This is a genomic window from Phreatobacter aquiterrae, assembly GCF_053471285.1.
Window position 1 is genome coordinate 21,760 of record NZ_JBJPHW010000017.1, and the last position, 13,644, is coordinate 35,403.

Below are 13,644 nucleotides of genomic sequence, written 5' to 3' on the forward strand. Positions count from 1 at the left end.
ACGATCAAAAAATTCCAGAGGAAACACATCGGGGGTCCAACACCGATGAATGATCAGGCCATCGAAACCATCCGGGTCGCCGGCCCTGTCCAGGCGGTGCTCTCTGTGTCCGCCGGCCTGCTCGCGGTCGAGCGGCTGGCGATCATGACATTCATGTTCCTGCTGTCGGGGCTGATCCTCCTCAACGTCGTCACTCGCTACACCGGGATGCCGATCTACTGGGTCGACGAATCCTCGGTCTATTCCGTCGTCTGGCTCACCTTCATCGGCGCCTCCGCCATGACGCGCCTCAGGCTCGACTTCGCGGTCTCGATGCTCACCGAGCGCCTGTCCGAGCGCGGCCGGATGATCGCCAAGATGATCGCCACCGGCATGGTCGTCACCTTCGGCCTCTCCCTCATCGCCATGTGCTGGCTGTGGATGGACCCGGTCGGCATCGCCCGGGCCGGCTTCGACGCCCGCGAGTTCGCCGCCCAGTCGTTCAACTTCCTCTACACCGAGCGCACCCAGACGCTGAACTGGCCGACATGGGCGCTCTATCTGATCCTGCCCATCTTCGCCGTGTCGATGACCATCCACGGCCTCGCCAATCTGGTGGAGGACCTCGGCCTTGCCCCCCGCGTGCCGCCGAAGGGCTTCGTCCTCTCCGACATCGACGGAGTGAACTGATGATCACCTCCGCCGCCTTCATGATCGTCATGCTGGTCGGCGTGCCGATCGGCCTGTGCCTCTGCTTCGCCGGCATCGTCTACATCCTGGCCTCCGGCAATCCGCTGCTGTTCCAGTCCTATCCGCTGCAGATGTTCGGCGGCGTCGACAGCTACGGCCTCATCGCCATCCCGCTCTTCATCCTGATCGGCGAGATCATGAACGGCGGCGGCATCACCAAGCGCATCGTCGATCTCGCCATGGCGGTGATCGGCTCGGTGCGCGGCGGGCTCGCCTACGTCAACGTGCTCGCCAACATGTTCGTCGCCTCCATCCTCGGTTCGGCCACGGCCCAGGTCGCGATCATGTCGCAGATCATGGTCCCCGAAATGGAGAAGCAGGGCTACGACAAGACCTTCGCCGCCGGGCTGACGGCCTATGGCGGGATGCTCGGGCCGATCATCCCGCCCTCGGTGATGTTCGTCGTCTATTCGGTGATGGCGCAGGTGTCGGTGTCCGACATGCTGATCGCCGGCATCGTGCCCGGCGTCCTGCTGACTGGGCTGTTCTTCGTCATCATCGCCCTGATGGGCTACATCTACAACTATCCGAAAGCCGAGAAGCGCACCCCGCGTGAGCGCATCGCGACGATCCTCGACGCCGCGCCGACGCTCGCCATTCCCGTCGTTATCGTCGGCTCGATCCTCGGCGGCCTTGCCAATGCCACCGAATCCGCCGCGGTCGGCGCCGTCGCCGCAGCCCTCGTCGGCCGCTACTGGACGAAGCAGTTCTCCTTCGCGCGCCTGCCCGAGATGATGCTGCGCGCCGGCGTCTATTCCGCCATCGTGCTGTTCCTCGTCGCAGCCGCCGCCGTCTTCTCCTGGATCCTCATCTACGGGAAGGTGCCGCAGGAAACGGCGGCCTGGATCCAGACGGTGGCGAAGGACCCCGTCTCCTTCATGCTGCTGGTCAACGTGATCCTGCTCGTCATCGGCACGGTGATCGATGGCGTGCCCGGCCTGATCATGACGGTGCCGATCCTGCTGCCCATCGCCACCGAGGTCTATGGCATCGACCCCCGCCATTTCGGCGTCGTGGTGGTCATCAACCTGGTGCTCGGCCTGCTCTCGCCGCCGGTCGGCCTCTCCTTCTTCGTCGCCGCCGCCGTCACCGGGGCGAAGCCGGGGAAGATGTTCCTCGTCACCATGCCGTTCTTCGGCATCTCCTGCATCCTGCTGGTTTTGCTGTCGATCTATCCCTTCCTGTCGCTCGTCCTCCTGAAATGAATGCCTCCCTCCAACCCCAAAGGAGCATGCCCATGACCCTCTCCCGTCGTCACCTCATCGCCGCCGGCGCCACCCTGCCGCTCGCCGCCCCCTCACTGGCGCTGGCACAGGCGAAGGAATTCCGCCTCGGTATCCTCACCCCCGCCGGCCACCCCTGGAACCGCGCCGCGCTGAAGGTGGGCGAAGATCTCAAGGCCGCCACCAACGGCCGCCTGACCATGACGGTGTTCCACTCCGGCCAGCTCGGCAACGAGGCCGCCATGCTGCAGCAGATGCAGTCCGGCGCCCTCGACATGGGCTGGATCATGGCCGCCGAGCTCGGCTCGCGCGTGCCGACCATCGCCGCCATCACGGCGCCCTACGTGGTCGATTCCACCCCGAAGATCGCCAAGCTCGTCCGCCATCCGGTGGCGGCCAAGCTGTTCGAGGTGCTGCCGCGCGAGACCGGCACCATCGGCCTTGCCTGGGGCATCACCGGCATGCGCGCCATCTTCGCCGCGAAGGACATCACCAAGGTCGGCGACATCCGCGGCATGAAGCTGCGCATCAACCCGACCCCGGTCTATCGCGACTTCTATCAGTTGCTTGGCGCCGCGCCGACGCCGATCCCGACCCCGCAGGTCTTCGACGCCATGACCAACGGCCAGGTCGACGGTCTCGAGGCCGATCTCGAGTTCTCGTGGAACCAGCGTTTCGACAAGCCCTCCAAGTCGATCCTGCAGATGAACGCCGTCTTCATGCCGGTCATCGCCCTCGTCTCGGGCCGCGTCTGGCAGACGGTTTCGGCCGCAGACCGCGAGCTGATCACCAAGACCGTCAAGGCCGCCCTCGACACCCAGATCGACGAGCTCGCCGGCAACGAGCCGAAGCTCGTCGAGCAGTTCAAGGCGACCGGCATCCCCTTCCGCAACGCCAATCCGGCCGATGCGGCGGCGGTCGTCGCCGAGTTCGACAAGATCTGGCTGCCGAAGGCTCCGATCCTCGCCGACCTGCGCAAGGCCGGCGCCTCGCTCTGAGGTCGCCGCCGCCTTCGTCATGCCCGGGCTTGTCCCGGGCATCCACGACTTGCCGAAGCGCTGACACCTGAAGTCGTGGATCCCCGGGACAAGCCCGGGGATGACGACAGCGGGCGCAGCCCTTCACCTCCACCCCCCATCCCCGCCGGCGGCACTTCGCGCCGCCGCGCCATAATTGATCCTCTGGAGAAAGCCCCATGGCACCCCGCATTTCCTGGGAAGGCGTCTTCCCGGCCGTCACCACCCAGTTCCACGACGATCTCTCGCTCGACATCGAGTCCACCGCCAAGGTGATGGACAACCTGATCCGCGACGGCGTGTCGGGCCTGATCGTCTGCGGCTCGGTCGGAGAGAACACCTCGCTGGAGCGCAAGGAGAAGATCCAGATCATGGAGACGGCGAAGTCCGTCGCCGCCGGCCGCGTGCCCGTGCTCTGCGGCATCGCCGAGTTCACCACGGCCTTTGCGGTCGAGACGGCCAAGGAAGCCGCGCGCATCGGCATCGACGGCATCATGGTCATGCCGGCGCTGGTCTATTCGTCCAAGCCGCACGAGACGGCGCAGCATTTCCGCACGGTGGCCACCGCCACCGACCTGCCGGTGATGCTCTACAACAACCCGCCGATCTACAAGAACGACGTCACCCCGGACATCCTCGTCACGCTCGCCGACGTCGAGACCGTCGTCTGCTTCAAGGATAGCTCTGGCGACACCCGCCGCTTCATCGACACCCGCAACATGGTCGGCGACCGCTTCGTGCTCTTCGCCGGCCTCGATGACGTCATCGTCGAGAGCGTCGCCATGGGCGCGGTCGGCTGGGTGTCCGGCATGTCCAACGCCTTCCCGCGCGAGGGCGAGACGCTGTTCCGCCTCGCCAGGGCCGGCCGCTTCAAGGAGGCCATGCCGCTCTACGAGTGGTTCATGCCCCTCCTCCACCTCGACGCCCGCCCCGATCTCGTCCAGTGCATCAAGCTCTGCGAGAACCTCATGGGCCGCGGCACCGCGCTGACCCGTCCGCCGCGTCTCGCCCTGCTGCCGCACGAGAAGGCCGAGGTCGAGGCGATGGTGGCCAAGGCCCTCGCCAACCGGCCGAAGCTGCCCGAGGTCGGGCTGAAAGTCGCGGCCTGACGAACCTTTTTCCGCCGGTCCCTCCAAGGGCCGGCGGACCTTGTATGTACGTTAACGCAATCTTGTGTTGAAACATGCCCTGGTAGGTCAACTATCGGAATGGCATGGTCGATCCCGCACTCATATTCAGCCCACCGCGCTGGAGCCTCACGCGCTGGCTGGCGTCGACCCGCCAGGCGGTGCCCGACGACGTGCGCGCCGCTCTCGTCGCCAACCTCTACGGCACACTGCCGATCTTCCTCGGCGGCGCCGCCAACACCCTTGGCATCGCCCTGCTGATTGCCTGGTGGCGGCCGACGCCGGCCATCCTCGTCTGGTGCGCGCTCGAGATCATCGTCACCCTCGCCCGTCTAGGCTCCATGGCCTACGCCTACCGCGCGGCGGCCCAGGGACGCGACACGCTGACCGACGTCAACATCCTCCTCGCCGTCGCCTGGGGCTTCACCACGGGGCTCGGCGCCGGCATTGCGCTGGTCGGCGGCGACTGGTCGACGGCTATCGTCGTCTGCATCTCGGCGGCCGGCATGGTCGGCGGCATGTGCTTCCGCTACGTCTGCGCGCCGCGGCTCGCCACCGCCGTCATCGCCGGCGCGCTGTTGCCGGCGACGGCAGGCGCCCTGTTGTCCGGCAATGCGATCCTGCTCATTTCCGCCGTCCAGGCGCCGGCTCTCCTCTTCGCCATGAGCAAGGCCGCCTTCCAGCTCCACCGCCTGCTGGTCGCCACCATGATGGCCGAGCGTGAACACAAGCACCGCGCCGGCCACGACCCCCTGACCGGCCTCGTCAACCGCACCGGCCTTGCCCGCGAGTTCGACCATCGGCTGGCGGCCGCCGGAACCGGAACCGGCGCCTTCGCGCTGCTCTACCTCGACCTCGACGGTTTCAAGGCCGTCAACGACACCCACGGCCATCTCGTCGGCGACCGTGTGCTCTGCATGGTCGCCGATCGCCTGCGCGCGACGCTCGAACCGGGCGACCTCGCCGCACGGCTCGGCGGCGACGAATTCGTCGTCCTGGCCGCGACCGCCGACGAGGCTCGGCTCGGGGAGATCGCCTCCCGCCTCCTGACGGTCATCACCGCCCCCTATCCGCTGGCCGATACCCAGGCCGCCGAGATCGGGGTCAGCATCGGCATCGCCTGCGCCCCGCAGGACGGTAGCGATTTCGTCGCGCTGATGACCCGCGCCGATGCGGCCCTCTATGTCGCCAAGGCGCGCGGCAAGGCACGCTATGCGCTCGCCTCCGAGGTCGACGAAGCCGCCCATCGCCAGTGGGACGCCATGCGCCACCACTCCGCCGAGGAGCGGGACACCTCCCGCCTCGCCGCCCTGTAGGAACGGCGGCCGGCATCGACGGCCCGCGCAGGTCTCGGCCCGCGCCACCGTTGCGCCGGGCGCGCCGCCGCCTCATACCTGAGCCATCGACGCCTTTGGGAACCGCGCCATGTCCCGCTTCACCTTCGCCTGCATCGACGGTCACACCTGCGGCAATCCCGTCCGCGTCGTCACCGGCGGCTCCATCCCGCAGCTCAGGGGCGCCACCATGTTCGAGCGCCGGCAGGACTTCCTGGCGCGCCATGACTGGATCCGCACCAGCCTCATGTTCGAGCCGCGCGGCCACGACATGATGTCGGGCTCGATCCTCTACCCGCCGACCCGGCTCGACTGCGACGTCGGCATCCTCTTCATCGAGACGTCCGGCTGCCTGCCCATGTGCGGCCACGGCACCATCGGCACGGTGACCACCATCATCGAGCATGGCCTCGTCACGCCGAGGACTCCGGGGGTGCTGATGCTCGATACGCCGGCCGGTCTCGTCGAAGCGCGCTATGTGCAGGACGGCCCCTATGTCGAGAGCGTGCGCCTCACCAACGTGCCGTCCTTCCTGCTGGGACGCGGCTACGAGGTCGAGGTCGAGGGTCTCGGCACGCTCACCGTCGACGTCGCCTATGGCGGCAACTTCTACGCCATCGTCGAGCCGCAGCCCGGCTATGGCGACCTCGACGACCTGCAGCCCTCGGAGGTGATCCGCTTCTCCGGGCTGCTGCGCAAGGCGTTCAACGCGCGCCATGCCATCGTCCACCCGGAAAACCCGGCGCTGGACCACCTCACCCACGTCCTGTGGACCGGCGCGCCGCGCAACGGCGGTACGGCGCGCAATGCCGTCTTCTACGGCGACAAGGCCATCGACCGCTCGCCCTGCGGCACCGGCACCTCGGCCCGCATGGCCCATCTCGCCGCCACCGGCCGGCTGACGGAGGGCGAGGACTTCGTCCACGAATCCATCATCGGCTCGAAGTTCACCGGCCGGATCGAGGGACGGGCCAAGGTCGGAGCCCTCGACGCGATCATCCCCTCCATCGAGGGCTGGGCGCGGGTCACCGGCATCAACACGATCTTCGTCGACGACCGCGACCCCTACTGGGAAGGCTTCCAGGTGGTGGACCGGTAGATGGGTGGACGGCGACTCTCAGTTGATTGCATGCTCTACAAAATGCCCGCGTAAGGTGTGGTATTGTCTTCCCGCACTCGCGAAACTGGGAGGATGCCGTGGATGAATTTGAGGAAATCGAAATCCAGGGGATGGTTCCCGCTATGTCGGGTCCGTCCGTCAGAATGATCGAGTGGGTGAATTTTCAAAACCGAGCTTGGCTAGCGCCCCTTTGGCTGCCCTCACGTGACGCGAAATGGATGCGGCCAGTTCGCCTTATTGCGCCGAAATTTGCTCCGGGCCATTCGCCACCTTCTGGCCCCGAGGTGCTGGATATTTTTCAGCAGGTGCCAATACCAGAAGCACTTCTGGATAGTCTGGCCCCGCAGACGGTAAGTACGCCTCTGCTTGAAATTCTCGAGAACCCGCAGGCGATCTCGAAAAACCCCGCCGCAGGCCACTAGCGTCTTAGCTCATCCTGCCGCCGACGAAGAAACCGAGTTCACTGGCCTCGCCTTTTCCTTGTCTGCCTTGCCTTTCCGCGCGTAGGGCGGCGGAACGCGCCCCTCACGCGCCCGGCGCGATGACCGGATGGGCCGCCTGATAGGGCTCGATGCGGACGATGCCCGCCGCCATCAGGCTGACCTTCGCAACCGGCGCCATGACGAGGGTGCCGCCGTCGCCGCGGCGGACGCTGTACTGCCAGACCGTCATCTGTCCTTCGGCAGCGATCTTCTTCGCCAGCGCCTCGGCCGGCGACGACCCCTGCAGCGCGGCAAGCTCCTGAGCCGTCAGGCCGACGATCACCTCGTCGCGCGGGGACACGATCTTGAACAGCCTGACGCCCGGCGCGGGTCCGGATTGCGCGACGGCGGCGCCCGAGAGGGCGGTGGCGAGCGCACCGAGCAGCACGAGGCGGCGAACAGGTATCGACAGGGGCGAGGTCATCGGGTCGGTCTCCAGAAGCAGGCTTTTGCAGGTCGCGGCGACGCCGCGCGTGGCACTGCCTTTCCGCCCGCGCGGTTTCAGCCCGACGGCTCGCGTCGGCGCCGCCGTTTCAGCGTCGGAAACGCACGGGCTACGACCGTCATCGAGGACGGCCGCCATGTGTCAGGTCGGCCTTGACAGACCCGGCCCCGATCTCGTTTATGTAATGTTGTAACATTGCATATGCTGGTGACCTCATGCCCCCTGCCCGCCTCGCCCGACCTGCGGCAAGCCTCCTCGTCCTGGCGCTGCTCGTCGCCCCCGCAGCCGCCCAGACCGCCCTGCCCGAGATCCTCATCGAGGCGCCGCGCAACCCGGAGGGCGCGGCGCGCGACCTCGGCCTCACCGACGGGCAGTTGCAGGTCATCGACCGCGCTTTCGTTCCCGTCACCGTGGTTCCCGAGACCGAGATCCGCCGCAACGGCGGCGGCACGCTCGGCGACCAGCTCAACACCCTGCCCGGCGTGACCGGTTCCAGCTTCGCGCCCGGTGGTGCCAGCCGGCCGATCATCCGCGGCCTCGACAACACCCGCGTGCGCATCCAGGAGAACGGCATCGGCGCCCAGGATGTCTCCGACCTCTCCGAGGATCACGCCGTCCCGATCGATCCGCTCGCCGCCGAGCGCATCGAGGTGATCCGCGGCCCCGCCGCCCTGCGCTTCGGCTCGCAGGCGATCGGCGGCGTCGTCAACGTCACCAACCAGCGCATTCCGACGCGGCTCGGCCCACCCGGCGTCAGCGGCATGGCGACCGGCGGCCTGTCCTCGGTGGACAGGGGCGTCGATGGCGCGGCGCGGGTGCGCGGTTCGTCCGGGCAATGGGCCTTCTCCGCCGATGTCTTCGGCCGCAACGCCGGCGACTACGCGACGCCTCATGGCCGGCAGGACAATTCCTTCGCCCGCACCTTCGGCGGCTCCTTCGGCGCGTCCTATTTCTTTGACCAGGGCTACATCGGCGCCGCCATCTCGCAGTTCCGCTCGCTCTACGGCATTCCCGGCGCAAGCTCGGCCCCCGACCGCGTGCGCATCGACATGATCCAGACGCGCCTCGCCTCGAAGGGCGAGATCCGCTTCGACGGCTCGGTGGTCGACAACGTGCGCTTCTGGCTGGGTGGATCGATCTACCGGCACGACGAGCAGCACCTCGACCTCGGCGCCTTCGCCACCGCCGCAACCTTCCGCAACCGCGAGCTCGAGGGCCGCGTCGAGACCGCCTTCCGCCCGCTGGCGACCCCCCTCGGCACGTTGAGCTCCACCTTCGGCGTTCAGTTCGGCGCCCAGAGCCTCGGCACCTCCGGCGAGGCCGGCGGGCTGCTCGCGCCCGCCGACAGCCGCACTGCAGCCGCCTTCCTGTTCAACGAACTGGCGCTGACGCAGACGACGCGCCTGCAGGCGGCGGCCCGCATCGAGCAGGTCCGCATCGGCGGCACGGCCTCGCTCTTCCCGGCCGGTCTCGACCCCTCCGGCGGCGCGCCGGTCGAATACGCCGCCGTGCGCAACTTCACGCCCGTCAGCGCCAGCCTCGGCCTGCTGCAGAACCTGCCCGGCGGCTGGGTCGCCAGCGTCACCGGGCAATATGTCGAGCGCGCCCCGCGCGCCCAGGAACTCTTCTCCAAGGGCCCGCACGAGGCCTCCGGCACCTTCGAGATCGGCGATCCGAATCTCACCAAGGAGCGGGCGCAGACCATCGAGGTCGGCCTCAGGCGCGCGCAAGGGTCGTGGCGCGTCGACGCCACCGCCTATTACACCCGCTATTCCGGCTTCATCTACAAGCGCCTGACGGGCCTGACCTGCGACGACGATTTCGCCACATGCGGCTCCGGCGGCGGCACCGAGTTGCGTCAACTCGCCTTCGCCCAGCAGGACGCCACCTTCTATGGCGTCGAACTGCGTGGCCAGGTCGATCTGGGCGAAGTTGCCGGAGGCACATTCGGCGTCGAGGGCCAGTATGATTTCGTCCGCGCCCGCTTCGCCGACGGCACCAACGTGCCGCGCATTCCGCCGCACCGTCTCGGCGGCGGCCTCTTCTGGCGCGATGCCAACTGGTTCGCCCGCATCAGCCTGCTGCACGCCTTCGCGCAGAACCAGATCGCGGCCGAAGAGACGGCGACCCCCGGCTACAACCTTCTCAACGCCGAGCTCAGCTACCGCATGCCCCTCAAGCCCGGCTCCGGGGCGCAGAGCCTCACCTTCGGCCTGGTCGGCACCAACCTCCTGAACGCGGACATCCGCAACCATGTCTCGTTCAAGAAGGACGAGGTGCTGATGCCGGGCCGGGGGGTGCGATTCTTCACCACCGTCCGCTTCTGACGGCGGAGCCAAATCGGCCCGCAGGCCGGACCACCTTGGCCGTTCGGGCGCGTTGACACCTGACGGGACGACCCTCTTCAATCGGTTGAGATGAGGCTTTTCCGAAGACGACGGCCGGGCGGTGTCATGAGAGTGCGCTGGCGACGACGAAGCAGCAGGCTCCGCCCTCGCGGAGGCCTCTGACCGTGCCGCGCCCCCGCGCCGCCGATTTCGACGACAAGTGCCGGCTGCTCCTCGACGCCGGGGCCGGGCTCTTCGCCCGTCACGGCTACGACCGCACCTCGATCAACGACATCGCGCGCGCCTGCGGCATGTCGAAGACGCTGGTCTATCACTACTACCCCAGCAAGGAGCGGCTGCTGGTCGGCATCATCGGCCGCCACCTCGCGGACCTGCTCGATGCGGTCGAGACGGCGTCGCGTACAGCGACGCCCGGGAACCGCCTGGCGGCGATCATCCATGCCCTGATGGAGGCCTATCGCGAGACCGATGCGCTGCATCGCATCCACATCAACGAACTGGCGCGCCTCCCGGCCGCCGCGCAGAACGAACTCATGAGCGTCGAACGCCGGCTCGCGGCCACCTTCTCCGCCGCCCTCGTCGAGGCGGTCCCGGAGCTTTCCGGCTCGCCGCTGCTGACCCCCGTCACCATGTCGCTGTTCGGCATGCTCAACTGGCATTCCATGTGGTTCCGCGCCGACGGTCCCCTCACCCGCGAGGCCTATGCCGATCTCGTCACCAGCCTGATCCTGGCGGGCGCGCGCGACGTCGCCGCACCGGCCCGGCGGGTCGCCGCGGAATAGGCCGGCGTCGCCGCCCCTTGCCGCCGCCGCCGCCAGGAACGAGACTGCCGCCCATGGCGACCTATGCGACGTCCCTGACCCGGCCGGGCCTGCGCGGCATTCTCACCGGCACGCTGGCCGTGCTGACCGCCGCCCTGATCCTCTCCGTCACCGCGGTCGTGGTGTGGACGGCGACGCGCGAGACGCAGCGCTCGATCGGCCGCTCACTCGGCGACCTCGCCGCCTACATGCGCGAGGCGCTGGAAAGCGACATCTACGAGCGCTGGCGCTCGACGCGGACGCTCTCCACCCTGCCGGCCTTCACCAATCCCGCCAGCGCCTATCAGGGCAAGCGCGTCATCCTCGACCGGGTGAAGGCCAATGTGGAGGAGATCGTCTGGATCGGCTTCGCCGACCTGGAGGGCCGCGTCACCGTCGGTTCGGGCGGCGCCAGCGAGAATGCCGACGTCACCGGCCGGCGCTGGTTCTCGGCGGCGCGGGAGCGGCCCGCTCCGGCCCCGGGCGAGGCCGAGCGGCCGACGATCCAGACGACGCCCGGCGAGCGCGTGGTCGAGATCGGCGTCAACGTCCGCGACGCGACAGGCGGATCGGTCGGTGTCCTTGGCATGCTGGTCAGCTGGGACTGGCTCGGTCACCTCCAGCGCTCGCTGATCGACCGCTCGCAGGGTCGCCAGTCCGACCTCGAGGTCATCGTCCTCGACCGCGAGGGCCGTGTCGTCATCGGCGATCCGAACCATCTCGGCCGGGATCTGGCGCGGCGCACGGCCGAACGCTCCGACGGCTTCGCCATCGACACCCTCCCCGACGGCCGCACCATGGTGATCGGCACCAGCCGCGCCTCGGGCGGCCGCGGCATCGAGGGCCTCGGCTGGCAGATCGTCGTCACGTCCAATGCCGATGTCGCCTTCGCGCCGGTGCAGGAACTGCGCCGCCAGATCATCGCCGCCGGCGGCATCGTCGGGCTCATGGTGCTGGTCGCGGGCTGGTGGGTGGCCGGCCGTATCGCCAGTCCGCTGCAGGCCATCGCCGCGCGCGCCGACCGCGTCGGCCTCGCCGAGGCCCTCGACGGCGTGGTGATCGAGGTCCCGAAGAACTCGTCCAAGGAGGTGGCCTCCCTCGGCGCCTCGTTGCAGGGCATGATCGACCGCCTCGCCGACAACGAGGAGGCGCTGAAGCACCTCGCCAACACGCTGGAGCATCGCGTCGCGGTCCGCACGGCCGAACTGGAAACCGCCAACCGCGCCCTGTCGCAGGCCCGCGACGACGCCGTGGCCGCCACCGCCGCGAAGTCGCGCTTCCTCGCCGCCGCCAGCCATGACCTGCGCCAGCCGCTGCACGCCCTCTCGCTGTTCGCCAACGCCCTCGCCCGCCGCGTGCAGGGCGACGAGCCGCGCCGTCTCGTCGCCAACATGGAGACGACGCTCGGCTCGCTGCAGGACATGTTCAACGCCCTGCTCGACGTCTCGCGCCTCGATGCCGGCATCGTCGTGGCGGAGCCGCGCACCTTCGTCATCGGCGACCTGCTCGAGCGGGTCTCCGCCGGCTTCCGCGCGCAGGGCGCGGCGCACGGCCTCGAGTTCCGGCTGGTGTCCTCGCGCCTCGCCGTCGTCAGCGACCCGATCCTGATCGAGACGGTGCTGCGCAATCTCGTCACCAACGCCCTGAAGTTCACGCCGTCGGGCAAGGTGCTGGTCGGCGTACGGCGTCGCAGCGGCGCTGCCGTCCTCGAGGTCCACGATACCGGCCCCGGCGTCGCCGAGGAGGACCGCGAGCGCATCTTCGAGGAGTTCGAGCGATCCAAGCAGGCGGCCCACGGCCAGAACGACGGCCTCGGCCTCGGTCTCTCCATCGTCCGACGCCTGTGCAACCTGCTCGGGCACCGCATCAGCCTGACGAGCCGCCGCGGCCATGGCACGGTGTTCCGCGTGGAACTGCCGCTGGCGCCGCGCGACCTGCCCGCCGCCGAGACCCCGGCAACCGAGCCCGCGGTCTCCCTCGCCGGCCGCCGCATCCTCATCCTCGACGACGAGCCGATGATCGTCGAGGCGCTCGCCGGCATGCTGCGCGACGACGGCGCCACCGTCTTCGCCGCCACGAGCAGCGGGGACGCGACCGCGGCGCTGTCCGCCGGATCCGACATCGATCTCGCGGTCATCGACCTGCAGCTCGAGCGCGGAAACGACGGGCTCGACCTCATCGACCGCTGGCGGCGGGATCGCGGCTTCGCCCGTCCCGCCCTCATCGTCACCGGTGCGACGGATCCCGGCACCCTGGCGCGACTGCAGGCCAGCGGCGTCCCCTGGCTGACGAAGCCGGTCGCCATCCCCGTGCTGCGGGCGGCGGTTGCACGGCTGATGATCTGAGGTCAGCCCCGTGCGAGCAGCGGCGCCGCCACGGCCGCGGCGGCCGCCCGGTTCGACACGCCGAGATGCCGGAACACCGCGGCGAGGTGGATCTTCACCGTGCCGTGGCCGAGATCGAGCGCCCTGGCGATTTCCTTGTTGGACCGTCCCTCGACCAGCAGGCCCAGCACGTCGCGCTGGCGCGGTGTCAGGCGGCCGAGGTCAAAGGCGCCGGACCCGGATGCCGGCTCGCCGCCCGGGCCGGTCGCCTGCGCCAGGCTGGAGGGCACGTAGATGGCGCCGGACAGGATCGTCTCCAGCGCCGCCACCAGATCGTTGTCCCTGAGACCCTTCGGCACGAAGCCGTTGACGCCGGCCGCCAGCGCCGCCAGCACGTCGGCACGGTTCTCCGAGCCGCTGACCACGGCCATGGGAAGGTCCGGGTAGCATTCGCGCACCGCCGCCAGCGAGGCCGCGCTCTGCATGCCGGGCATGGACAGGTCGAACAGGGCGAGGGCGATGCCTTCGGCGTCGTCGAGCCTGGCGAGCGCCTCGTCGAGGGAGGCCGCCTCCACGACGCCGTCGAAGCCGAGCCGGTCCTTCAGCGTGAAGGCAAGGCCCATGCGATACAGTCCATGGTCGTCGGCGATGACGGCGATACGCGGCATGGCCCGAAGGCGTAGGGCCCTCGCGGCT

At 68.8% G+C, this 13,644-nt stretch carries 12 protein-coding genes; 10 read left to right on the forward strand and 2 right to left on the reverse strand.

Annotated features, from left to right (window positions below):
• The first annotated feature begins 45 nt into the window (after positions 1-45).
• The 7 genes from ACJ4V0_RS20030 (at position 46) to ACJ4V0_RS20060 (ending at position 6,971) form a co-directional block, all read left to right on the forward strand.
• Positions 46-669: a TRAP transporter small permease gene (locus ACJ4V0_RS20030; protein WP_448301380.1), complete on the forward strand. Its 624-nt coding sequence runs from the start codon at positions 46-48 to the stop codon at positions 667-669.
• Positions 669-1,934: a TRAP transporter large permease gene (locus ACJ4V0_RS20035; protein ID WP_448301381.1), complete on the forward strand. Its 1,266-nt coding sequence runs from the start codon at positions 669-671 to the stop codon at positions 1,932-1,934. Before ACJ4V0_RS20030 ends, ACJ4V0_RS20035 begins: the two co-directional genes overlap by 1 nt.
• A 32-nt stretch (positions 1,935-1,966) precedes the next feature.
• Complete coding sequence (locus ACJ4V0_RS20040; protein WP_448301382.1) at positions 1,967-2,950, forward strand: TRAP transporter substrate-binding protein; 984 nt, start codon at positions 1,967-1,969, stop codon at positions 2,948-2,950.
• Positions 2,951-3,147: 197 nt separating this feature from the next.
• Positions 3,148-4,077, forward strand: a complete 930-nt coding sequence (locus ACJ4V0_RS20045; RefSeq protein ID WP_448301383.1) for a dihydrodipicolinate synthase family protein — start codon at positions 3,148-3,150, stop codon at positions 4,075-4,077.
• Positions 4,078-4,181: 104 nt separating this feature from the next.
• Entirely contained in the window at positions 4,182-5,411 is a 1,230-nt protein-coding gene (locus ACJ4V0_RS20050) for a diguanylate cyclase domain-containing protein (protein WP_448301384.1), read from the forward strand.
• A gap of 109 nt (positions 5,412-5,520) precedes the next feature.
• Positions 5,521-6,528, forward strand: coding sequence for a 4-hydroxyproline epimerase (locus ACJ4V0_RS20055; RefSeq protein WP_448301385.1), 1,008 nt, complete (start codon positions 5,521-5,523; stop codon positions 6,526-6,528).
• 98 nt (positions 6,529-6,626) lie between these two features.
• Complete coding sequence (locus ACJ4V0_RS20060) at positions 6,627-6,971, forward strand: hypothetical protein (RefSeq protein WP_448301386.1); 345 nt, start codon at positions 6,627-6,629, stop codon at positions 6,969-6,971.
• Between the two features lie 103 nt (positions 6,972-7,074).
• Here ACJ4V0_RS20060 and ACJ4V0_RS20065 read toward each other — a convergent pair whose 3' ends face one another.
• Positions 7,075-7,455 (reverse strand): hypothetical protein, encoded by a 381-nt coding sequence (locus tag ACJ4V0_RS20065; RefSeq protein ID WP_448301387.1) that lies wholly within the window; start codon positions 7,453-7,455, stop codon positions 7,075-7,077.
• Between the two features lie 236 nt (positions 7,456-7,691).
• Between ACJ4V0_RS20065 and ACJ4V0_RS20070 the strand changes: the two genes are divergently transcribed.
• From ACJ4V0_RS20070 to ACJ4V0_RS20080, 3 genes are all read left to right on the forward strand, one after another.
• Positions 7,692-9,803: a TonB-dependent receptor gene (locus ACJ4V0_RS20070; RefSeq protein ID WP_448301388.1), complete on the forward strand. Its 2,112-nt coding sequence runs from the start codon at positions 7,692-7,694 to the stop codon at positions 9,801-9,803.
• A 185-nt stretch (positions 9,804-9,988) separates the two neighbouring features.
• On the forward strand, positions 9,989-10,606 hold the full coding sequence (locus ACJ4V0_RS20075) for a TetR/AcrR family transcriptional regulator (RefSeq protein WP_448301389.1): 618 nt from the start codon (positions 9,989-9,991) through the stop codon (positions 10,604-10,606).
• 53 nt (positions 10,607-10,659) lie between these two features.
• Positions 10,660-12,969: a hybrid sensor histidine kinase/response regulator gene (locus tag ACJ4V0_RS20080; RefSeq protein WP_448301390.1), complete on the forward strand. Its 2,310-nt coding sequence runs from the start codon at positions 10,660-10,662 to the stop codon at positions 12,967-12,969.
• 2 nt (positions 12,970-12,971) lie between these two features.
• On the opposite strand, the gene ACJ4V0_RS20085 is transcribed toward ACJ4V0_RS20080, so the two are convergent.
• Positions 12,972-13,616 (reverse strand): LuxR C-terminal-related transcriptional regulator, encoded by a 645-nt coding sequence (locus tag ACJ4V0_RS20085; RefSeq protein WP_448301391.1) that lies wholly within the window; start codon positions 13,614-13,616, stop codon positions 12,972-12,974.
• Between the last annotated feature and the right edge of the window lie 28 nt (positions 13,617-13,644).

Excerpts from the sequence above, each read along its gene's own strand:
- ACJ4V0_RS20070 (WP_448301388.1), top strand. The coding sequence starts at position 7,692 with ATGCCCCCTGCCCGCCTCGCCCGACCTGCGGCAAGCCTCCTCGTCCTG.
- ACJ4V0_RS20045 (WP_448301383.1), top strand. The coding sequence starts at position 3,148 with ATGGCACCCCGCATTTCCTGGGAAGGCGTCTTCCCGGCCGTCACCACC.
- ACJ4V0_RS20040 (WP_448301382.1), top strand. The coding sequence starts at position 1,967 with ATGACCCTCTCCCGTCGTCACCTCATCGCCGCCGGCGCCACCCTGCCG.
- ACJ4V0_RS20085 (WP_448301391.1), bottom strand. The coding sequence starts at position 13,616 with ATGCCGCGTATCGCCGTCATCGCCGACGACCATGGACTGTATCGCATG.
- ACJ4V0_RS20065 (WP_448301387.1), bottom strand. The coding sequence starts at position 7,455 with ATGACCTCGCCCCTGTCGATACCTGTTCGCCGCCTCGTGCTGCTCGGT.
- ACJ4V0_RS20030 (WP_448301380.1), top strand. The coding sequence starts at position 46 with ATGAATGATCAGGCCATCGAAACCATCCGGGTCGCCGGCCCTGTCCAG.
- ACJ4V0_RS20035 (WP_448301381.1), top strand. The coding sequence starts at position 669 with ATGATCACCTCCGCCGCCTTCATGATCGTCATGCTGGTCGGCGTGCCG.
- ACJ4V0_RS20050 (WP_448301384.1), top strand. The coding sequence starts at position 4,182 with ATGGTCGATCCCGCACTCATATTCAGCCCACCGCGCTGGAGCCTCACG.
- ACJ4V0_RS20080 (WP_448301390.1), top strand. The coding sequence starts at position 10,660 with ATGGCGACCTATGCGACGTCCCTGACCCGGCCGGGCCTGCGCGGCATT.
- ACJ4V0_RS20055 (WP_448301385.1), top strand. The coding sequence starts at position 5,521 with ATGTCCCGCTTCACCTTCGCCTGCATCGACGGTCACACCTGCGGCAAT.